The organism is Sphingomonas sp. FUKUSWIS1 (assembly GCF_000733135.1).
GTDB classification, from domain to species: Bacteria; Pseudomonadota; Alphaproteobacteria; order Sphingomonadales; family Sphingomonadaceae; genus Sphingomonas; species Sphingomonas aerolata.
In genome coordinates this window covers 1-21,695 of the sequence record NZ_JPJC01000021.1, presented here as the reverse complement: position 1 = coordinate 21,695, position 21,695 = coordinate 1, and the positions used below count along the sequence as shown (strand labels likewise).

The following is a 21,695-nucleotide window of genomic DNA, read 5'->3' as shown; positions in this document are numbered from 1 at the left end:
GCAGGCTCAAGACCTATCCAGGCTATCCGCATGACACGCCGACGTCATCAACGCCGACATCCTCGCGTTCATCCGCAGATAACCGTCGGCGGCAGGCGGGATACGTATCGCGCCTGCCGCCCTCTACCTAAAAAGGTCGATGCCGGCGATGGCCATATGCCTCCTGGGGGATGCAAGACCGATGAAGGTCATGCGGACGTAGACAGCGTTAACCTTCGTATCGAACACGATGCGCTGCGGCGAGAGCGCGTTGGCGATGTTCGAGAACTCGTCGGCAGCCGCCTTGACCCATGTCTTCCCGTCGAGGCTTGTCTCGACAAGGAACCGTTTCGGTGGCGCGGTATCCGTCATCACCGCGCGCGAGGGCGTCAGGATGAAGCCAGCCAAGTGCTGAGGCGTGGTCAATTTGAATGTGACGGTCGGCCGATCCGCCGTCGACGCAACGGGAACCTGCCAGACTGTGTTCGAATCATTGTCGAGCACGGCGCCGGCAGTCTGTCCCGATGCCGAGACGATCGATATCTCGGAGGGCTGCAGCACATCGCGGCTACGCGCGGCGGGCAGCGCGACCGCGATCGGCGCGATCTGGCGGAACAGCGCGATCTCGCTGATCGCCGGACACGCCTGTGCGGCGACGATCCGCAGTCGCAGCCGTCGTGCGACGACGGGCGCGGGCAGGCGGACGACGCGCTGGGCGGCGATGCACGTGCCCGATGCGATCTCCGACCACCCCTTGCCGCGATCGACGTCGATCGCAAAGCGGTCGACGCGGACGCCAAGCGGCAGGAACTCTCGGATCCGGACGAGATCGAAGCTGCGGCCGGGCGGAAGGTCGAGGACAAGGCTCGGCGTATGCACGGCGTCGGGGGTCGACCAATAGCTTTCAGGATTCTGATCGAGCACATTGGCCGCCGCAAAGCCCGGCCCGCGAATGTGATCGGCCGACGCGATCGCGCCAGTCGCACGATTGTCCGCGAACGTCGCACGCTGCGCGGTACCGAATGACTGCAGAATGGCGACGTCGGGATCGGCGAGACGGCCGCGCCGGTCGGGTGGCAGATTCAGGATCAGATTGGTGCCGCGTGCGATCGATTCGTCGAACAATTGCAGCATCCGCTTGGGATCCTTGACCTTCGCATCCTCGTCGGCGTGGTAGAACCAGCCCGGGCGGATCGAGGTGTTGGTTTCGGCGGGCCACCATAAGGCGCCGTTGCGAAGACCGGCGTTGCCGTCCGCCTGGCTCGGTTTGCGGTTAGCCATGGTCGGCCAGCACGGATCGCCGGCGACACCATCCTCATTGCCGACCCACCGCACGTCGGACCCCAGCGGTTCGAAGGTGCAGGCCATGGGCTGATGCTGATGCACCAAGGCGAAGATTGACGGCCAGTCATAATAGGTCTCGGAGTCGATCTTCCGTGTCTCGCGGGCGCCGCCATAATAGCCGTCGCCGCCGTTGGCGCCGTCGAACCAGAATTCAAACAGCTGGCCGTAGCGCGTACAGAGTTCGACGATCTGTTTGCGATAATAGTCGAGATAGCCAGGGCGGCCATATTCGGCGTGATTGCGGTCCCAGGGCGACAGATAAAGGCCAAAGTCGAGGCCGGCACGCCTGGCCGCTTGCTCGAATTCGCGGACCACATCGCCCTTGCCGTCACGAAACGGGCTGTTCCTGACGCAATGCTCGGTCAGCATCGTCGGCCACAGACAGAATCCGTCATGATGCTTGGCGGTCAGGACGATCCCGCGCAGACCGCCGGCCTTGGCCGCTCCGACGATCTGATCCGCCGAGAAGTCGGTTGGGGCGAACAATCTGGGGTCTTCATCGCCATAGCCCCATTCGCGATCGGTGAAGGTGTTGATCGAAAAATGGACGAAGGCGTATTGCTCGCGTGCGTGCCAGGCCAGCTGGCGCGGGGAGGGGGTTGCTCCCCAGGGCGCGGGTGAAGTTCCGGGCGATGGCTTGCGCGCCCAGCCGCTAGACGACGCTGTCGATGCCAGGCCGGAGGCGAGCCCCGAGGCAAGCATAGCGCGGCGGGTGATGATCGACATGGGGACTCCTGGAACGTTTCGGGTCATGTGGCATCGCTCTCGCGTGGCGTGCTGCTGGCGGCGCCCGGAGCGGTTCTGCGTAGCGCGACGTCGTAGCGTCGGCCCTTCACAGTCTCGAACGTGATAGACTGTGCATCCTGCTCGAACCGGACGATCGTCCCCCGCTGAACAATCTTGAGCGGTTCGAACCCTGACGGCAATCGGACCGAAAGGCGCGTGTCGCCGGCAATTACCGTCGCGTCGACATGGCCATCGCTCCACGCGATCGCAACCTCGTGACCGCCCCGCGCGCGGAGCCCGACGACGCGACCGTTGGTCCATTGCGAGGGGACCGCAGGCAGCAGCGCGATCTCGGTTTCGCGGCTCTGTAGCAGCATCTCCGCGATCGCCGCGGTGATGCCCAGATTGCCATCGATCTGGAATACGGGCCGTGGCTTTGCCGGATGCGTGTCGAGCAGGTTCGCTGCGACGCTGTTGGCGATGAACGCGGAAAGCGATCGCCCGGCCTGCGCGCCGTCACCCAGCCGGGCCCAGACCGCGGTCGCCCAGGCACGGCTCCAGCCCGTGCTGGCACCGCCATGCGCCTCGCGGCGCGCGATCGACGCGCGCGCAGCCCGGGCGAGCGCGGGCGTCCGGACGGGGTCGATCGCATCGCCGGGATAGAGCGGATAGAGATGCGAGATGTGTCGGTGGCCCGGGTCCTGCTCGGCGAAGTCGGTCGCCCATTCCTGAAGTTGGCCATATCGGCCGGTGCGATAGGGCTCGAGTTGCTTTAGCAGCCCGGCGAGGCGCACCGTGAGCCCGTCGACATCGCCGATTACCGCCATGGCTGCGATGCAGTTCGTGAACAGTTCGCGGATCAGCGCGAGGTCCATCGTGCAGCCTGCCGAGATCGCGGCGGACTTGCCGGCCGCGGTCAGAAACAGGTTCTCCGGCGAGATCGACGGGGCGGTCGTGAGATGGCCGCTTCGCGGATCGCGAACCAGCCAGGCTGCACAGAATTCGGCGCAGCCCCGCATCAATGCAAAGCCGCGCGTCTTGAGGAAGTCGCGATCGCCGCTGAAGCGGTAATGATCCCAGACGTGCTGTACTAGCCATGGGCCCGCCATTGGCCAGTTCGCCCAATTCGGATCGCCGACGCCCGCGCCGACGGGGTTGCTCATCGCCCACAAATCGCTGTTATGATGCACACACCAGCCCGGCATTCCGTAGAATTGCCGCGCGGTGCGCGCGCCGGTGACCGCGAGCCGCTCGATGTGATCGATCAGCGGAAAATGGCAGTCTGCGAGATTGCAGGTCTCGGCGGCCCAATAGTTCATCTGGAGATTGATGTTGGTGGTGTAGTTCGAGCTCCAAGGCGGGCGCACCGCGGCATTCCATACACCCTGGAGATTGGCGGGCATCGTATCGGCACGGGAACTGGCGATGAGGAGATAGCGGCCGAGCTGGAACAGGCGTTCGGCACGCGGTGTATCCCCGTCCCCGATCGTGCCGTTGAGTTCGAGCGAGGCGCGGCGGTAGAGCGCCTGATGATCGCTGACGTGACGCTTTACTAGTGTCGTATAGTCATGATGTCTGGCAGCCGCGAGGTCGCGTTCGGCCGAAGCGCGGACCGCGGCGATGGGTGTGTCGGGCGCCAGGTCGAAGCGGCGAAACCCTGTGGCGGCTGCGATCCGGACGATCGCGGTTGTGGCGCCGCGGATGTGCAGCGCGCCCTCCGACGCGGTGATTGCGCCGCCATCGGTTTCGACCGACAGGATCGTCGCGAACGCCATGCCCCGACCGGGGCTATCCGAATACCGAATGGGGTCGGGGACATCGCGGTAATCGGGCTCGCTCTGCGTCGGCGCCTTGCCGAGCAGGGTGATCTGGTTGCTGCCCGGTTGCGCGGTGGACGTCGCCGTCGCGCGCAGCTTGCTCGTCAGCATCAGGCGGCAATCGATCATGCCGCGTCGATCCGCGGTGAGGCGCAGCAGGATCACGCCATCGGGGTGCGAGGCGAACAGGTCGCGGCCGAAGCCTGTCCCGCCAGAGCGATACGTGACAGATGCAACCGCGCGATCGAGGTCGAGCGTCCGGCGATAGTCCTGCGGGGCTTCGCGATGGTCCATCTCGAGGTGGAGATCCGCCATCGGTGCATAGCTCGCACTGAACGGCCCCTGGAGCGCATGGCTCAGTTGATCGGCACTGATCGGATCATCGGCGAACACGGCGCGGCGCACCGCAGCGAGCGCATCCCGGTTGCGAGGATCGGCATGGTCTCGATCGCCGACCGCATGCCCGGGGCTGACGTCGGGCTGGCCGCTCCACAATGAATCGTGATTGAGCGATAGCATGTCGCGTACGACCCCGCCGCCCATCATCGCGGCGAGCCGGCCGTTACCGACGGGATGCCCGAGCAGCCACTCGCTCGCGGGCTCGGTCGCCGTGATCCGGTGGCGCTCGTCCGCGCCGGGGGCGCTGGCTTCGGCGGCGCCCAGCCCTGTGAAGAGCCCGGCGAACATGGATCCGGTCCCTGCTGCCATGACGCGGCGACGTGATACGCTGGCGAATGCGTCGGCGACGCCCGGTGGTTGACCCGTCATGCTTTCCCTTCCCGCATGGCGGCGCGTCCGGTGGCGCCGTCATGCCTGGCTACGGCCCTAGAAATCCAGGGTCGCCCCGATGTTGATAGACCGGCCGAGCGCATCATAGACCGAAGGCGAGGTGTTGACGCGCTCCGCCGCCTCGAGCGGGGGGCTGGGACGAACCGGCGCCGCCCTGTTGAGCACGTTGTTGACGACCAGTCGCAGCGTCAACGCCCGCGATACGGTGACGCTCCCGCTCAGGTCGAACACGTCATAGGCGGGCAGATACTTATATGCGTCCGGCACGCTCGGATCGTCCTCGCCGAAGATCGGATTTCCATCAAGGCGCGAGTTCTTCAGCCCCGAATTATGCCTCCAGTTGACCGAGACCAGCGCCTGAGTCTGCGCAGCTTCGGGCGAGCTGAGCGTAAACCGGAAATTGTGCTGATACCGGCGATAGCCCTGCCCGGCATAGGGCCCGAACAGCCCGACCACGTTGAAGTCGGTGTCGGGGAGGCCGAGATCACCGCCCTTGGCGGTCTGCAGCGTCGCGACATAGCTGGTGGAGAACCGCGCCCAGTTGCCCATCCGCGTGTCGTAATTGGCAGAGAAGTTGAACCCGCGGGCATTCGTTCGGCCAAGGTTGCTGTATCCCTGGTTGATATAGCCCGTTGCTGCTCCGGCGTTGCTGAACAGCGTCCCGTCAGCGTTGCGCTTGAGCTGTCCGCAGAAGAAATCATAGCCGGTGTTCGCGCAGGTCTGCAGGAAGTCGATCGCGCGGTAATAGCCGATGCCGTTCTGGATCTCGATGCTGTAATAATCGGCGGTCGCGGAAAAACCGCGCAACATGCGGGGCGTCAGGACGAGGCCGTAGGTGTAGGTGTGGGCGACTTCGGGCGTCACCAGACCTTCGGAACCGTTGCGGACAGTGCACAGGAAGTCCGGACATTGCTGGATCGCGCCATATTGGGCGGCGGTCACGCCGGTGCTCGCGCAGACCTCGCGGCTCGCAACGGGGCTCGTCCCTGCGCACGGATCGCCCAGCGTGTTCGTGTCGAGCACGCCGTAACTGGCGTTGGCGTTCGACGAGAGTTCGTAGATGCTCGGTGCGCGGGTTGCCTTGTTGTAGCTCGCCCGGAAGAGCAGATCCTCGATCGGCCGCCAGCTGCCGTCGATCTTGTACGTCGACCGCACCCGTTCGACCCCGGAATATTTCGATCCACGGATCGCGGCGCCGATACTCAGGTCGCGGATCAGGGGGCGATCGCTGACCAGCGGCACGTTGACCTCACCGTAGAGGTCGACCGCGTTGTTGGACAATGTCGAGGGCGTCGACCCGAACGCAGCCTGATAGGCGGCGTCGGGGCGGGAACGATAGCCGCTCGACCGATATTCCCCGCCAACCGCGATGTTGATGCCTTTGGTCGAAAACGGGCTTCTGATGCCATATTCGCCGAGGTCGCCGGTGACGTTGGCATTTCCCACCCATTGTTCATACCGCTCGCGGAACACGCCGCCGCCCTGCGCGAACGACAGATAGTCGACGGCCGCGGCGCTGGGCCCGTTGGTCGAGAAAATGTCGAGCGGGACGCAGCTCGGGTCGGATCCGCTGACCACTGCGGCGCAGGTCGGCGTGCCGTTGACGTCGACCACCTGCAGTGCGGTGGCGACCTTGGCGGGGTCGATGCGGCCGAGTTGTTGCTGGCGGTAGAGCGTGGTCGAATAGACGCCGCCTACGTCGTAATGCCATGCGCTGCCCAGATCGCCGCGAAACCCCGCCACCGCGCGATAGATCTCGTTGGAAGACAGCGTCGACTGCGCGTCAGTAAAACGGTAGCGGACATCGGTGCGGACGTTCGTCGCCGTCCCCGCGGCAGTACCGCACAACGCGCCTGCCTGCTGCTGCGATAGAAGCGGGTTGTCGCAGTTGATGTCATAGGGGATCGAGCCGGGCTGGATCGTGGCCGGATCCGACTGGCTCCGCGACTCGGACCTTAGATAGAGCCCGTTTGCGTAGAGCTGCAGCGCGGGGGAAACCTCGTAGTTGAGGAAGACGGCGCCGTTGTATCGCTTGTTCTCGCGCTGGAAATAGAAGCTGTCGTTGTAGTTGTAGCCGTTGGCCCCCGTGAACGGGACGAACTCGCGATCGCCACCCGCCGCGTTCGTGAGGACGGAGCCATTCTGCGCCGGCCCGGACAGCGCCTGGAAATAGCCAGCCGGCGTTGCCGAGGATGGTGAGGCGCAGACGACCGACTGCCCCGACAAGGTGATCGGGCAGACGGAAAACGACCGCGACGACGCAAGGACAGGCTCGACCTGGCTATAGGCCCCGAACAGCGAGATGTTGCCGCGACCGCCGGCGAAATTTTTGCCCATGCTGATATTGGCGTCGAACCGGCCGCCATCATTAGCCATGCCGCTGGGCACGGCGAAGCCTGCGTCACGCGCGGCCTGCGCCGCGATGTTGTCGCGGTTGTCGGCGTTGTAGAAGCCGTAATTGACGTTCGCGTTGACGCCCTCGAAATCCTTGCGGAGGATGAAGTTCACCACGCCGCCGATAGCGTCCGAGCCATAGACGGCAGAGGCGCCGCCGGTCAGCAGATCGACGCGCTCGATCAATCCGACCGGTACGACGGACGCATCGATGCCCTCGGTGACACCGATCCGCTGACCGTCGATCAGGGTTAGCGTCCGGTTGGTCCCGAGCCCGTGGAAATCGAACTGCTGGCGCCCGTTGCCGTTCGATAAATTGGTGTCGTTGTTCTTGATTGCCGGAACGCGGTTCAGCACCTCCTGGACACTGAAGGCTGCCTGCAGCTTGATGTCCGCCTGGCTGACGCTGGTCACCGGTGCGGTTTCGACGAGGTTTTTCGACCGGATGCGCGAGCCCGTCACGACGATGTCGCCACCAGGCGGCGTCGGACCCGTCGTGTCGTCCTGTTCCGTGTCGGGCTGGTTCGCCGGGCGTTGCGGCAAAACCTGTGACTGAGACCCCGTCATCGCCACGCGCGTCAGCGCGGCGGGGCGTGCGATCACATAGACGCCCTGTCCCGTTCGCGACGTGACGAGACCACTGCCTTGCAAGAGCCGGTCGATCGCCACGTCCGGCGTCATCGATCCGCTGATCGTCGGGGATACGCGGTCGGCGAGGAGGGTTTCGTCGAACACCATCTGCACGTGCATCTGGCGGCCGAGCAACCGCAGCGCCGGGCCGAGTGGCTGGGCCTTGATGTCGACGCGAACCACCCGCTGCGCCTGTGCCGGAGAGACCGCCATGACCGTCGCGATTGCCACGCAGCTTACGCCGAGAATTCGTCGGTCCCTTAACATCATCGATCGCCCCTCTTCCTCTGTTATACTTTTGTGACGTGCGAGGGTGTCGAACACTCACTTCATTACGAAAATTATCTTATAATTTCGTTTTATCTTGGTTTCAGCGACTGCGGCTCAAGCGGATCGTCTCGCCGTTAACAGCGGCATCAACCGGGAAGGTTGTGGCAATTGCCTCGGCAAAGGCATCGACGTCGCCATTGTTGAAGACCCCGCTGACGCGAATGTCCGCGGCACCCGGATCAACGATGATCCGGCGGCGCTGGGCATAGCGGTTCATGCGTTCGGCGGCGGCGACGAGTGTCTCCGACGTAAAACTCACCTGCTCCGCGCCCCAGCCGTCGTTTCCGATCGATGAGCTCACGGATCCGACGAACCCCGATACCGGCAGGCCGATCTCATGCCCCGGGGTCAGCGCGCGCTCTGCGGTCAGCCGGTGCCCACCCAGCCGGACGACCTCGTTCATCTGCCCTTGGGGGGTATCACGCAACACCGCGACCCGACCCTCGAACAGCGCGACCCGGACTTCGCGGCTGAGCCTTTCAACCGAAAACTCGGTCCCGGTCGCGATCACCACGTTTCGCCCGCTGCGTACGGCGAACGGGCGCAGCGGATCCTTTGCGACCTTGAAGCGCGCGCGGCCCTTCTCAAGGACGATGTCGCGGCGTTGCGGGCTGAAAGCGACCGTGACCATGCTGTCGGCGTCGAGCGACAGACGCGAGCCATCGGCCAGCGCGATGACGCGCCGTTCGCCAATCGCGGTGCGATATTCGTCGCGGCCGCCGTGGCGCCACGCCAGCGAGCCCAGCGACAGCGCAAGCAGCAGCACAGCCGCGATCGCCCAAGCCACAGGTCGGGACACCATCGGCGTCCGGAGCCAGCGACGCTGCCCCGCGCGATGTACGGCACCGAGCGCTTCGCGGCGTAGCGCGAGCATCTCGGGAGCGTCGGCATTTTCCTCAACCGCGTCCCAGGCGGCAAGCGCTGCGCCCAGATGCTCGCCTCGGCGGGGGTCATCGGCCAACCACGCGTGCAGGTCGGTGCGCTCCTTCGGGGACAAGGGCCCGTCGGACAACCGCAGGCACCAGTCGATGACGGTGTCCGCATCGGATTGCGGCGCGGTCATTACGAGTCTCCCATGGCGGCAAGCAGCGCACGCATTGCATTGGCGATATGCTTCTCGACCGCGCTCACGGAAATGCCGAACGCATCGGCGAGCGCCTTACGCTGCATGCCCTCCAACCGGTAGAGAATGAAAATTTGGCGAGTCCGGTCAGGCAGGCCGCCCAGCGTGCGCGCGACGCACCCGACGCTCTGCCGCGCGGACAGCAACCGCTCGGCGTCGATCGGATCGACGCCAAGGTCAGCATCGGTCGCTCGTGATTGCTGATATCGGTACCTGGTCGCATCACGTCGATATTGATCGCGCAACAGGTTGGCGGCTGCTTGGAAAATATAGCCTTCGGGATTGTCGGTGGCCGGCCCCCTCATCGTCGCCATGCGGATGAAAAGATCCTGGATCAGATCTTCCGCCTGCACGGGATCACTGAGACGACGGACGAAGAACGCCATGAGCGCCGGCCGCATGCGTTCCATGACCGCCGAAAGATCGCGTCCCGGCATCGCGCCGGCCGGAGGCCTATGCTTCATCATGCTAGATAGACGGGCAGGCGCGCAATGTGCACAGTTTAAACGAGCGCTTTGGTCGGTGGGGTTCGTCAGGCAAATCCACGATCAGGAGCGCGTACCGCGGGCGGGGTGGGTAGATACATATTGCCAGCTCGGCGAGAACGGCCGAACGCAACGTCCTGGCGCGAGAGCTCGAACGCGGACTGAGAGCCCTGCGGCGCATGCGACGACGAGGATGGCGATGAAGCAGAGGATGATCCCGGTTCCCCGTCTGACGACTTTCGTTGCAGTGCCGCTTGCGTTGCTGCCGTGCGCCTGCGCGGGTGGGCCGAGCACCGCGTCGATCGCCGCGCAACCGGCCTTTGTCGCCGAACGGTTCTTCGCCGGGCGGCTGGACGGCACGGGCGTGCTCAAGATCGCATTTCGGGCGCCGGTCCGGACGCATGTCGCGAGCGTCGGTCGCGTCGCTCCCGACGGCACCTTGATCCTGGATCAGCATATCGAGCAGCAGGGCAAGCCGCCGCGCGATCGGCAATGGCGGATCGTTCCGCTCGGGCACGGGCGCTACACGGGCACGCTGACTGACGCGTCCGGACCGGTGACGGGCGAGGCGGTCGGCAATCGCCTGCATCTGGCCTTTCGTATGCGCGGGGGCATGATGGTCGATCAGTGGCTGACGCTGTCGCCCGATGCCCGGGTCGCGCAGAATCGGCTGATCGTCCGCAAGCTCGGCATGACGGTGGCGACACTCGGCGAAACCATCAGGATACTGCCATGAGCGCGCATAGCGAACGTCATCTTGTATCGCGGAGCGGCTGGCTTCGTGCCGCGGTGCTCGGCGCAAATGACGGGATGGTGTCGACCGCGAGCCTAATCGCGGGCGTTGCCGCATCGGGCGCAACGACCGGCGCCGTGTTCGTAGCCGGCGCGGCGGCGATGGTCGCGGGGGCGATGTCGATGGCCGCGGGCGAATATGTGTCGGTCAGTTCGCAGGCTGACAGCGAGGCTGCCGATCTGGCGCGCGAGCATGGCGAACTCGCCAGCGACTGGGCGCATGAGCATTACGAGCTCGCGCAGATCGACGTGGCGCGCGGTCTCGATGCGACGATCGCGAGCGAGGTCGCGCGGCAATTGATGGCGCATGATGCGCTCGGCGCGCATGCCCGTGACGAACTTGGCATCTCCGAAATCGTCATGGCCCGCCCGCTCCAGGCGGCATTCGCGTCCGCTGTCAGCTTCGTCGTCGGCGCGATACCGCCGCTGCTGGTGGCCATCCTGACGCCTGCGCCACACCGGCTGCTAGCGGTGACGGCAGCGACTCTGGTCTTCCTCGCGCTGCTGGGCATCGTCGGGGCGCGAACAGGCGGCGCAAGCCCGTGGCGCCCGGCGCTTCGCGTCCTGTTCTGGGGTGCGGCGGCGATGGCCGCGACGGCCGCGATCGGGCATCTCGTGGGTCGCGCGGTTTGATACCTGGCCCCAATCCGGGTGCGGATTTCCGCGGCTCGCGTGAAAGTGCGCGCGGCGGCTTCGACGAAAGGGCGCCAATAGCGGCGTTTTTGATCGTGGGTGCGACTGGTAACCGCCTCCTATCGGCGTATACGACCGGATCGTAGACGGAAGGGCCGGCGATCGGCCCGCAAGGAAAGATGCTGCTGCACCCTTATGGATTCTGCTGATCAGACCCTGGAACAGCTTGGCTGGGACGCACATTTCGAGAGCCAGATCTCGGCCGCCGAAGCCGCCTATTGTCATCCCGCCAGGGTCATGGCCGTCCACCGCGGCCAGATCGCCGTGACAGGGGCGGGCTGGGCCGGCGACCTGTCGCCCTATATCGCCGGTGCCACGCCGTCGGACGATCACCCGACCGTGGGCGACTGGCTGCTGACCAGCGCGGACAGGGCGCAGGCGCTGCGTGTGCTCGGTCGAAAGAACCTGTTCAAGCGCCGTGCGCCGGGTGATCCGCGCGGTGAGCAGATGATCGCCGCGAATGTCGACACGGTCTTCCTCGTCGCGTCGTGCAACCAGGATTTCAGCGTCGCGCGGCTGGAGCGCTATCTGGTGCTGGCACGCGAGGTCGGGGTCGATGCGGTCGTGATCCTCACCAAGATCGACCTGACGGACACGCCGGAGACCTATGTGGACGCGGTTCGCGCGATCGAGCCCGGGCTGATCGTCGAGACCGTCGACGGCCGCGAACCTGACGCTGTGGCGCGGCTCGCCGCCTGGTGCGGTATCGGCAAGACCGTCGCCTTTCTGGGGTCGTCGGGCGTCGGCAAGTCCACGCTCGTCAATACGTTGCGCGGATCCGCCAGTATCGCCACCCAGGCGATCCGCGAACATGACGGGACGGGGCGGCATACGACCACGGTGCGCCAGATGCACCGGCTCGACCAGGGCGGCTGGCTGCTCGATTTGCCGGGCATGCGCGAATTACAATTGTCCGACGCGGCCGCGGGCATCGCTGAAGTGTTCGACGACTTTACCCTCGCCGCGCAGGATTGCCGGTTTTCGAACTGCGCGCATGGCGGAGAGCCGGGCTGTGCGGTGCGCGCGGCGATCGACGCAGGCATTTTGACGCCCGAACGCTTTGCGCGCTGGCGTGCGCTGGAAGCGGGCGAGACCGCCGCCACCGCACGCACGTCCCGACGGCGCCCCCGCTAGCGCCGCGTCGGGGGGCTCGAAGCCGCGGTCGAGGTCGAGAACGGGCGTGACGATGCGCTCTTCCCCCATTGCCGGTTCGGCCGGGCGCTCATCACGAACCGCAAGTCGCCGCCCTGCCGGATCTCGTCGTCGCGAAGATAAGTGCGGGTGAGGGGCCGGCCGTTCAGGGTGACGGACTGGACGTAGCGATTGGCGGTCGAGAGGTTGTCCGTGCTGATCACGAACTGCTTGCCGCCGGGCAACATCAGTGTCGCCTTGGGCAGGAAGGGGCGGCCGATGACATACTCGTTCGCGCCCGGTGCGACCGGGTAGAAGCCTAGCGCGGTGAACACGAGCCAGGCGGACATCTGTCCGAGATCGTCGTTGCCGCTCAATCCCGCCGGCGTGTCGGCATATTGGCTGGCGACGATCTGCCCCAGCCGCTCCTGCGTCCGCCAGGGCGCCCCGGCATAGCTGTAGAGATAGGCGACGTGATGGCTCGGCTCGTTGCCGTGGATATACTGGCCGATCAGCCCGGCAATATCCTCGGCGTGGCTGTAGTCGATCTTCGACAGGTCGAAATCGAACATCGCGTCGAGCTTCCGGATCGTCCTGGCGTCACCGCCCAGTAGCCGGAAGAGCCCCGCCTGATCCTGCGGTACGAACCAGCTATATTGCCACGCATTGCCCTCCGTATAGTCGGAGCCGTAGTTGATCGCGGTCGGGTCGAAGGGGGTGCGGAACTGGCCGTCGGTCTTGCGCGCGCGGAGCCAGCCCGACGACGCGTCGAAGCTGTTGCGCCAGTTGCCTGCCCGCTTTTCGAAGCGCGCGGCGATGTCCGACCGGCCGAGTTTCCGCGCCATCCGCGCGATGGTCCAGTCGTCATAGGCATATTCGACGGTCTTGGAGGCGGCTTCGGGTTCCTTGTCGATCGGCACATAGCCCCGCGCGATATACTCGCCGAGCCCCCCGTAGCTGGCATGGTCGGCGCTCGCGACCATCGCGTCCAGCGCCGCATTGGCATCGAAGCCGCCAATGCCCTTCATATAGGCATCGGCGATGACGGGAACGGCGTGATAGCCGATCATCGTCCACGTCTCGCGCCCGGCGAACTGCCAGACCGGGAGGATGCCGTCGGGGCTGTGCGACTGGCTGGCGAGCAGCGAGCGGACGATGTCGGTGTTCGTCCTCTCCGGCTGGATCAGCGTGAGCAGCGGGTGTTCCGCGCGGAACGTGTCCCAGAGCGAGAAGGTCGATCGGACCGTGAAATCGGTCGCCTGGTGGATCTGGTCGTCGGGCCCGCGATAGCGGCCGTCGCGGTCGCTCCAGATGCTGGGCGCGAGCAGGCTGTGGTAGAGGGCGGTGGCGAAGATGCGGCGCATCGGTGCCTCGGCCTCGAACGTGACGGCGCCGAGCGCGGTGTCCCAGGCAGCCTGCGTCTGCGCACGGATATCGTCGAAGCCGCCCGCTTCACCGTCGAGATTGGCGAGCGCGCCGGCTTCGTCGACGCCTGAGATCCCGACCTTCACCTCGAGCGGTTTCGTCAGGACGCCGAAATCGAGACGCGCCTCGAGCGCCTGGCCGAGCTTTTCCGCGAGCGCATCGCTGTCGCGGCCCGGCCCCTGGAAACCCTTATAGGGAATGGCGGTCTCGCGGTTGACGAGTGCGTGGCCCGTCAGGGGGGCGGAGAAGCGCATCGCGAAAAAGAGTTTGCGCCCGGGTGCCCATCCGCGGGTTTCGCGAAAGCCGGTCAGGACGCCGTCGTCGCGCAGGTGCAGCCCCGACCACAGGATCTTGCCGGGATAATTGTAGAGTGACGATCGGAGGTCGAGAACGAGATGCGCGGCCTTGCCCGCGGGAAAGCTGTAGCGGTGCACGCCGACCCTGGTGCCGGCCGTCATTTCGGCGCGGATGCCGCGATCGGCGAGCGTGACGGCGTAATAGCCGGGCTTCGCGGTTTCGGTGGCGTGCGAGAAGCGCGAGCGATAGCCGGGGGCGGCGGGGGTTCCCGGGTCCATCGGCACGTCGTCGCCGGCGACCGGCATCACCAGCACGTCGCCGAGATCCGAATGGCCGGCGCCGGAGAAATGGGTGTGGCTGAAGCCGACGATCGTCGGGTCGTCGTAGCGATAGCCCGCGGCGTGCGGATAGCAGTCGCGGAGGACGCAGGAGGTGTCGGTGTCCGGCGAGAGCTGCACCATGCCGAACGGCGCGACGGCGCCGGGGAAGGTATGCCCCTCGCCACCGGTGCCGATCAGCGGATCGACCGAGTCGCTCGGTCGCGGCGCGGTCTGGGCGAGGGCGGGGGCGGGGCACACGGCGAGCAGGGCGAGCGCCGATCCGGCGAGGCAGAGACGCTTGAGCATTGGCATGGCGGTCACCCGGTCTGGGAGGGGAAGGGGCTCCGGAGTCTGGGGCCGGAGCGGCAAGGCCGGGTGCTGATACCGGCCGAGTTGAAGACGACAGCATTCAGTTTGCGGCGCGATTTGGCAAGACGGCGCGCCGCCGACGAACCGCCCGGCAGGATTAGTGCCGGTTCGGCCAAGTTCCGAGCCGCGGCGAATGTTGCGAATGTTGAGACCGAAACGGCATAAATCTGCTCCGCATAATCCACTTGACAATTTACTTTTATAATTGGCAAATAGGCAAGCAAAGACGACGTACCGTGACGATCCGATGAACCGGACGTCCCACCCGAATACGGGGGCAGGCACGCGATCGGCAGGGAGACGTGAGGGGGCAAGGACGTCCCGCACGCCGAAAAGGGGAAGTCTGATGAGCGCAACCAAGACAATATATGCCGTTCCGTCGCATCGCCGCCGCGCGCTGCGGTTTCTGCTCGCGGGCGCAAGCCTGAGCGCGGCACTGGCCGGGACGGCGCGTGCGCAGGAGGCGGCGCCGCCATTGCCCGCAGCCGCCACGACACCGCAGACCGGCGACACGACCGGAACGCCCGACGCGGCAACGCCCGCATCGACGGCGACCGCGCCCTCGGGCCAGACGGCGGACACCGCGTCGGCCGTTGCGGGTGAGCAGGATATCGTCGTCACCGGCTATCGCCGCTCGATCGAGAAGAGCCTGAACCAGAAGCGCGAAGCCAACGCGTTCGTCGACGTCATCACCGCCGAGGATATCGGCAAGTTCCCCGACAAGAACGTCGCCGACGCGCTGCAGCGCGTGCCGGGCGTGGTCATCACGCGCGACGGCGGCGAAGGCGCGCGGGTCAGCATCCGCGGGCTCCAGTCCGACCTGACGCTGACGCTGCTCAACGGCAACTTCCTGGCCGGCGCGGACAGCGGCGATCCACAGCGGTCGTTCAACTATGTCCTGCTGCCATCGAGCTTCATCGCCAGCACCGAGGTCTACAAGTCGCCCGAGGCACGGCTGGAAGAAGGCGGTGTCGGCGGCACGATCATCCTCAACACGCGCAAGCCGTTCGACGTCCCGGCCTGGTCGGGCTTCGTCTCGACCGAGGGCACCTATTCGGACACCACCGAGAAGTTCGAGCCGCAGCTCGGCGGCCAGCTGTCGTGGAAGAACGAGGACGAGACGTTCGGCCTGCTCGTCGGCGGCGTGTGGCAGAAGCGGACCAACCGCGAACTGCGCAGCAGCTCGGAAAGCTGGCTGTGGTGGAGCGACCGAGACGCGCAGGGCAATGTCCTGACGCCCGCGACCGACGTCAACGGCAAGCCCTTCGCCAATGACGACGCGATCTCCTATTGGCCGGGGCAGGGCACGACCGCGCGCGACGGCACGCATTATTCGGGCTATTGGGCGCCGCAGTCGGTCAATGCGCAGGTGTTCGACCAGGAACGCGAACGCTATGGCATCCAGGCGACCGCGCAGTTCCGTCCGTTCGAGAACGTCACGGTCACCTCGAACTATTTCCGCTTCGGCTATAGCAGCGACTATACTGCCAATAATTTGAAGATCCCCGAATGGGGCTATAACGACTTCTTCACCGGCGCGACGCTCGACAAGAGCGGGACGATCTTCCAGTCGGCCAATTTCGCGGTCCCGGCAGCGGGGACGGGCTGTCTCGCGCGAGCGACCCCGTGCACGATGGAGACGCCGCAGATCGGCGGCACGTACAGCCGCGAAAAGCAGGTCTCGAACACGTTCGAAACCGAAGTGAAGTACAGCCAGGACCGGTTCGACGCGGTGCTGAAACTCGGGAAGACCAAGTCGAGCGGCGGCCCGTCGGCGCGGTTCAGCGTCGCTTCGAAGCCGCGGCTGACGATCCCCGGCCAGGAGCAGAACGGCAATCTGGTCAGCAACTGGGACATTTCGAACGGCATCGCCGATTTCACCTTCTCGCCCGAATTGCAGCAGAACATCCGCAACGGCATCGCGCAGATCGACGTCGGATCGACCAATTCGAGCTTCACGAACAGCGATCTGGCGCAGCGGTATCTCCAGCTCGACCTGACGCGCCGGTTCGACGGGTTCCTGAAGTCGGTGCAGATCGGCGGCAAATGGCGTGACCTGAGCATCCACCGCGAGACCGGACGCAATGAATGGTATGCCGATGCGGCCAACGAGATCCGCTATCAGGATACCGCGGCCGGCGCGGTCGCGCGGCCCGAATTCTTCTATGAAAATCCGATCGGCAACATCAACGGCGGGTTCAACGCCAACGTCGTGCCGGGGATCAATTTCGACAAGTATCTCAGCTATCTGAACGCGACCTATGGCGACGCGGTCCGCGTCAACGAGCGCGACTTCGTCTATGATTTGGGTGAGCGCGTGTTCGCGGGGTATGCGCAGGCGAACTTTGGCACCGGCGGTCTGCGCGGCAATATCGGTGTGCGCATGGCCAATACGCGTCAATCGGGCAACACGTCCGACCGGCTCCAGTATCTGAACGACTATTGCGTCAACGGGCCGAACGGGTCGTTCGATCCGAACCGCCCGCTGGGCGCGGACGGCAATTGCCAGGTCCTGCCGCTGAGTGTCCGCGAGACGATCGTCAACACGCGGGCCGACCAGACCAAGACCTACACGGACTGGCTGCCGAGCTTCAACATCTCGTACGAGATCACCCCGGACCTGCTCGTCCGCGGTGCGGTCGCCAAGGTGATTTCACGGCCGTCCTTCGCCAATCTCGGGTCCGAACGGTCGCTGACCTATCGCTCGCCGCAATATGCGTTCGACCGCGGTCAGTTCGGCGAATTCGAGGGCTGGTCGGGCAGCGGCGGCAATTCGGAACTCAACCCGTTCTCGGCATGGCAGTATGACGCCGGCATCGAATGGTATTTCCATCGCGGCTCGGTGCTGGGCGCGACGCTGTTCCGCAAGGACGTGTCCGATTTCGTCGTGCCGCTGGTGCTGAACGTCACGCGCGAGGTGGCGGGCGAGCAGGTGCTGATCCAGCCCTATTCGACGGTCGCGAACGGATCGAACGCGCGGTCGCAGGGTGTCGAGCTCTATGCGCAGCACACTTTGTCCTTCGGGCTGGGTGCGCAGGTCAACTTCACCTATAACGACACGTCGGTCGCCGACGTGACGCTCGACGGCCAGTCGGTCGGCTCGTCCGCGCTGGTCGGGAGCGCGAAGACGCAGATGAACGCCTCGGTCTTCTACGAACATGGCAAGGTGCTGGTCCGCGCATCGTACAACCGCCGCGGCGAGGTCGTCGGCGGGCTTCAGTCGGGGCTGAACGTCTATACCAGCCCGTATGAACAGGTCGATCTCAACGCCGCCTATGCGCTGACCGACCGGCTCAACATCACCGCCTCGATCATCAACCTGACCAAGTCGGAAGAGAGCCAGCATCTCGGCAACGATACCAAGGATCGCTTCGTCTATCGGAATTACTTCGGGCGCCGCGCCTATGTCGGCGTGTCGTTCAACTTCTGATGGCGGGGCCAAAACCTTCCTCTCCCCTGGTGGCTCCTTCGCGGAGCCACCGCTTTTTTGATAGATATCCCCGCGTCCTGCGCCGGGCGCTGACGCTGGCGGGCCTGCTCGCGTGCGGAGCGGCGACCGCGTCCAACCCGATCGTGCCGGGCTGGTATGCCGATCCCGAGATCCGCGTATTCGCGGGGCAATACTGGATCTACCCGACCTATTCCGACCATGCCGGAAAGCCGGTCGCGCCGAGCCGCTTCACGCCCGCGCAAAAGGCGGCCCGACTGCGCAAGACGGTCCGCCCGTCCTATGGCATGCAGACCTTTTTCGACGCGTTTTCGTCACCGGACCTGGTGCACTGGACAAAGCATCGCCGCGTGTTCGACGTGCAGGACGCGGGCTGGGCCGCCTATGCGATCTGGGCGCCGTCGGTGCTCCAGGCGAACGGGCGCTATTACATGTTCTTCAGCGCGAACGACATCCAGAGCGATGCCGAGCTCGGCGGGATCGGGCTCGCGGTCAGCACAACGCCGGGCGGTCCGTTCAGGGATGCGCTGGGCAAGCCGCTGGTCGGCGCGTTCCATAACGGCGCGCAGCCGATAGACCCGTTCGCGTTCCGCGATCGCGACGGGCAGGTCTATCTCTTCTATGGCGGGTGGAAGCATTGCAACGTCGTCCGGCTGAGCCCGGACCTGAAGCGCGTCCTGCCGTTTCCCGACGGGACGATGTTCAAGGAGATCACGCCGCCCGGCTATGTCGAGGGGTCGTTCATGATCGAGCGTCGCGGCGTCTATTATCTGATGTGGTCGGAGGGCGGGTGGACCGGGCCGGACTATAGCGTCGCCTATGCGACTGCGCCGAGCCCGACCGGGCCGTTCACGCCGAAGGGCAAGATCCTGTCGCAGGACCTGCGCATCGCGCGCGGCGCGGGGCATCATTCGGTCGTCAACGTGCCCGGCACCGACGACTGGTACATCGCCTATCACCGGCGGCCGCTCGACACCGATCGCGGCGAACACCGGCAGATCGCGGTCGACCGCATGGTCTTTGCCGCCGACGGTACGATCGAGCCCGTCGTCATGACCGATACCGGCGTCGCGCCGCGGCCGATCCGTGCCGGGTCAACCGCCGGGCCAACCGCTTCAGGGCGCGACCAACATTCATCTGGGAGAGCGATGTGAGACACAGGGTAATCGCCGCATTGCGCGGCACGGTGGCGGCGGTCGCGTCGATCGCGCTCGTCGCACCGGTGCCGCTGTCGGCACAGGCTGCGGCCAGCGCCGAGGCGCAGCCGTCGGTCGACCTCGTCAACCCGCTGATGGGCACCGATTCCGACTATACGCTGTCCTACGGCAACACCTATCCCGCGGTCGCGGTACCGTGGGGGATGAACTTCTGGACGCCGGTGACGGGCAAGCCCGGCAGCGGCTGGGGCTACACCTATGACGGCAACAAGATCAACGGCATCAAGCAGACGCACCAGCCCAGCCCGTGGATGAACGATTATGCCGCGTTCGCGCTGATGGCGACGACCGGCGCGCTGAAGGTCAAGGCGGACGAACGCGCCTCGTGGTACAGCCACAAGGCGGAGGAGAGCCGGCCCTATAGCTACAAGGTCTATCTCGCCGATTACGACGTGACCGCGGAGGTCGCGCCGACCAACCGCGCCGCGCAGTTCCGCTTCACCTTCCCCGAAAGCGACGACGCGCACATCATCCTCGACGGCTATGCGGGCGGATCGATGGTGTCGATCGACCCGGTCAAGCGCCGGATCACGGGCTATGTCCGTAACAATCACGGCGGCGTGCCGGGCAATTTCCACAATTACTTCGTCGCCGAATTCGACCACGCCTTCACCGTCAGCCGAACCTGGGACGATAACGGCCAGATCGCCGCGACGCCGGTGCGCGAGGGCGATCATGTCGGCGCGGTCGTCAGCTTCAAGACGCGCAAGGGCGAGCAGGTCGGCGTCAAGGTCGCGTCGTCGTTCATCAGCCTCGACCAGGCCGAGCGCAATTTGCGCGGCGAGATCGGCGGCGATGGCTTCGAGCAGACCAAGGCCAAGGCGAAGGCGGTCTGGCAACGCGAGTTCGACCGGATCGAGGTGAGCGATCCCGACATCGACAACCGGCGCACCTTCTATTCCGCGCTGTACCGCATGCTGCAGTTCCCGCGCATGTTCCACGAGGTCGATGCCAAGGGCCAAACGGTCCATTACAGCCCCTATGACGGCAAGGTGCATCCGGGCTTTCTCTATACCGACAACGGCTTCTGGGACACGTGGCGCGCGGTCTTCCCGTTCTTCGCGCTGATGTATCCCGAGCGCGACAGCGAGATCATACAGGGGCTGGTCAACACCTACAAGGAGTCCGGCTGGCTGCCCGAATGGGCAAGTCCCGGCCACCGCGACGTGATGATCGGGTCGAACTCGACGAACCTGATCGCCGACGCGTATCTGAACGGCGTGCGCGGGTTCGACGTCGAGACGCTGTACGAGGCGATGGTCAAGAACGCGACCACGTCGCAGGGGCGCCCGGTCGACAAGAAGGGCAATGTGGTCGGCGCGGTCGGGCGTGAGGGCGTCGAATATTACAACCGGCTGGGTTATGTGCCCTATGACGTCGGCATCAACGAGAATGCCGCGCGCAGCCTCGAATATGCGACCGCCGACTTCTCGATCTCGCGGCTGGCGAGTGCGCTCGGCAAGACCGAGGATGCCAAGCTCTATGCCGCGCGGGCGCAGAATTACCGCAAGCTCTACGACGCGCAGAGCGGGTGGATGCGCGGTCGCAACCAGGACGGCAGCTGGTCGACCCCCTTCAACCCGTATAAATGGGGCGACGCGTTCACCGAGGGCAATGCGCTCCATTACAGCTGGTCGGTGATGCAGGACGTGCAGGGGCTCGCCGACCTGATGGGGGGCAAGGACGCGTTCGTGAAGCGGCTCGATTCGGTCTTCACCACACCGCCGATCTTCGACGACAGCTATTACGGGCAAACGATCCACGAGATCCGCGAGATGCAGATCGTCGACATGGGCCAATATGCGCATGGCAACCAGCCGATCCAGCACATGCCCTATCTCTATGACTGGGCGGGGGCGCCGTGGAAGACGCAATATCATGTCCGCGACGTGATGAAGAAGCTCTACGCGCCCACGCCTGACGGCTATCCGGGCGATGAGGATAATGGCCAGACCTCTGCTTGGTATGTGTTCTCCGCGCTTGGTTTCTATCCGGTCACGCCCGCGGTCGGCCAATATGCGATCGGCAGCCCGCTGTTCCGCACCGTCAGACTGACGATGCCGGGGGGCAAGAGGCTGACGATCGAGGCGGCGAACAACGGGCCGGGCAATGTCTATATCCAGTCGGCGAGCTTCAACGGGACGCCGCACGACAAGCCGTGGCTGACGCGCGAGGCGCTGCAGAAGGGCGGTACGCTGCGCTTCGTGATGGGAGCGACGCCGAACCTGAAATGGGGGGCGGCGAGCAGTGCTGCGCCCTTCTCGATGAGCGCACCGGTGGCCAAGCCATGAGCGGCGCGCGCTTCACCCCCCGCCGCCGCGACGTGATGACCGGCGCGGCGGCGCTCGCACTGACGGCGGCGCTGCCCGGTGGGGCGGTCGCCGCG

General features: G+C 65.5%; 12 protein-coding genes. 6 read left to right on the top strand and 6 right to left on the bottom strand.

Going from position 1 to position 21,695, the window contains the following annotated elements; all coding sequences use genetic code 11:
• Positions 1-123: 123 nt before the first annotated feature.
• From sphsw_RS02355 to sphsw_RS02335, 5 genes are all read right to left on the bottom strand, one after another.
• Complete coding sequence (locus sphsw_RS02355; RefSeq protein WP_081874075.1) at positions 124-2,049, bottom strand: alpha-L-fucosidase; 1,926 nt, start codon at positions 2,047-2,049, stop codon at positions 124-126.
• 23 nt (positions 2,050-2,072) lie between these two features.
• A complete protein-coding gene (locus tag sphsw_RS02350; RefSeq protein ID WP_052380802.1) occupies positions 2,073-4,553 on the bottom strand; it encodes a glycoside hydrolase family 95 protein in 2,481 nt (826 codons plus the stop codon).
• A gap of 138 nt (positions 4,554-4,691) precedes the next feature.
• Entirely contained in the window at positions 4,692-7,910 is a 3,219-nt protein-coding gene (locus sphsw_RS02345; RefSeq protein WP_031439197.1) for a TonB-dependent receptor, read from the bottom strand.
• Between the two features lie 139 nt (positions 7,911-8,049).
• On the bottom strand, positions 8,050-9,072 hold the full coding sequence (locus tag sphsw_RS02340; RefSeq protein WP_042466348.1) for a FecR family protein: 1,023 nt from the start codon (positions 9,070-9,072) through the stop codon (positions 8,050-8,052).
• Positions 9,072-9,569, bottom strand: coding sequence for an RNA polymerase sigma factor (locus sphsw_RS02335; RefSeq protein ID WP_031439195.1), 498 nt, complete (start codon positions 9,567-9,569; stop codon positions 9,072-9,074). Before sphsw_RS02335 ends, sphsw_RS02340 begins: the two co-directional genes overlap by 1 nt.
• Before the next feature lie 247 nt (positions 9,570-9,816).
• Here sphsw_RS02335 and sphsw_RS19600 point away from each other — a divergent pair, with 247 nt between their 5' ends.
• From sphsw_RS19600 to rsgA, 3 genes are all read left to right on the top strand, one after another.
• The gene (locus tag sphsw_RS19600) at positions 9,817-10,353 is read left to right on the top strand and encodes a DUF3833 family protein (protein ID WP_052149385.1); all 537 of its coding nucleotides are present in this window, start codon (positions 9,817-9,819) and stop codon (positions 10,351-10,353) included.
• Positions 10,350-11,042 carry a VIT1/CCC1 transporter family protein gene (locus tag sphsw_RS02325; protein ID WP_031439193.1) on the top strand — a complete coding sequence of 231 codons (693 nt, stop codon included), beginning with the start codon at positions 10,350-10,352 and terminating at the stop codon, positions 11,040-11,042. Before sphsw_RS19600 ends, sphsw_RS02325 begins: the two co-directional genes overlap by 4 nt.
• Positions 11,043-11,237: 195 nt before the next feature.
• On the top strand, positions 11,238-12,236 hold the full coding sequence (gene rsgA / locus sphsw_RS02320; RefSeq protein WP_031439192.1) for a ribosome small subunit-dependent GTPase A: 999 nt from the start codon (positions 11,238-11,240) through the stop codon (positions 12,234-12,236).
• Here rsgA and sphsw_RS02315 read toward each other — a convergent pair.
• A complete protein-coding gene (locus tag sphsw_RS02315) occupies positions 12,233-14,581 on the bottom strand; it encodes a GH92 family glycosyl hydrolase (RefSeq protein WP_152555358.1) in 2,349 nt (782 codons plus the stop codon). The genes rsgA and sphsw_RS02315 overlap by 4 nt on opposite strands.
• A 409-nt stretch (positions 14,582-14,990) precedes the next feature.
• Here sphsw_RS02315 and sphsw_RS02310 point away from each other — a divergent pair, with 409 nt between their 5' ends.
• The 3 genes from sphsw_RS02310 to sphsw_RS02300 are packed head-to-tail and all read left to right on the top strand — an operon-like array spanning position 14,991 to position 21,600.
• Positions 14,991-18,074 (top strand): TonB-dependent receptor, encoded by a 3,084-nt coding sequence (locus sphsw_RS02310; RefSeq protein ID WP_081874071.1) that lies wholly within the window; start codon positions 14,991-14,993, stop codon positions 18,072-18,074.
• A gap of 29 nt (positions 18,075-18,103) precedes the next feature.
• Positions 18,104-19,246 (top strand): glycoside hydrolase family 43 protein, encoded by a 1,143-nt coding sequence (locus sphsw_RS02305; protein ID WP_235188256.1) that lies wholly within the window; start codon positions 18,104-18,106, stop codon positions 19,244-19,246.
• The gene (locus sphsw_RS02300; RefSeq protein WP_052380800.1) at positions 19,243-21,600 is read left to right on the top strand and encodes a GH92 family glycosyl hydrolase; all 2,358 of its coding nucleotides are present in this window, start codon (positions 19,243-19,245) and stop codon (positions 21,598-21,600) included. The genes sphsw_RS02305 and sphsw_RS02300 overlap by 4 nt, the downstream gene beginning before the upstream one ends.
• Positions 21,601-21,695 lie beyond the last annotated feature (95 nt).

Excerpts from the sequence above, each read along its gene's own strand:
- sphsw_RS02355 (WP_081874075.1), bottom strand. The coding sequence starts at position 2,049 with ATGTCGATCATCACCCGCCGCGCTATGCTTGCCTCGGGGCTCGCCTCC.
- sphsw_RS02350 (WP_052380802.1), bottom strand. The coding sequence starts at position 4,553 with ATGTTCGCCGGGCTCTTCACAGGGCTGGGCGCCGCCGAAGCCAGCGCC.
- sphsw_RS02340 (WP_042466348.1), bottom strand. The coding sequence starts at position 9,072 with ATGACCGCGCCGCAATCCGATGCGGACACCGTCATCGACTGGTGCCTG.
- sphsw_RS02335 (WP_031439195.1), bottom strand. The coding sequence starts at position 9,569 with ATGCCGGGACGCGATCTTTCGGCGGTCATGGAACGCATGCGGCCGGCG.
- sphsw_RS19600 (WP_052149385.1), top strand. The coding sequence starts at position 9,817 with ATGAAGCAGAGGATGATCCCGGTTCCCCGTCTGACGACTTTCGTTGCA.
- sphsw_RS02325 (WP_031439193.1), top strand. The coding sequence starts at position 10,350 with ATGAGCGCGCATAGCGAACGTCATCTTGTATCGCGGAGCGGCTGGCTT.
- rsgA (WP_031439192.1), top strand. The coding sequence starts at position 11,238 with ATGGATTCTGCTGATCAGACCCTGGAACAGCTTGGCTGGGACGCACAT.
- sphsw_RS02315 (WP_152555358.1), bottom strand. The coding sequence starts at position 14,581 with ATGCTCAAGCGTCTCTGCCTCGCCGGATCGGCGCTCGCCCTGCTCGCC.
- sphsw_RS02310 (WP_081874071.1), top strand. The coding sequence starts at position 14,991 with ATGAGCGCAACCAAGACAATATATGCCGTTCCGTCGCATCGCCGCCGC.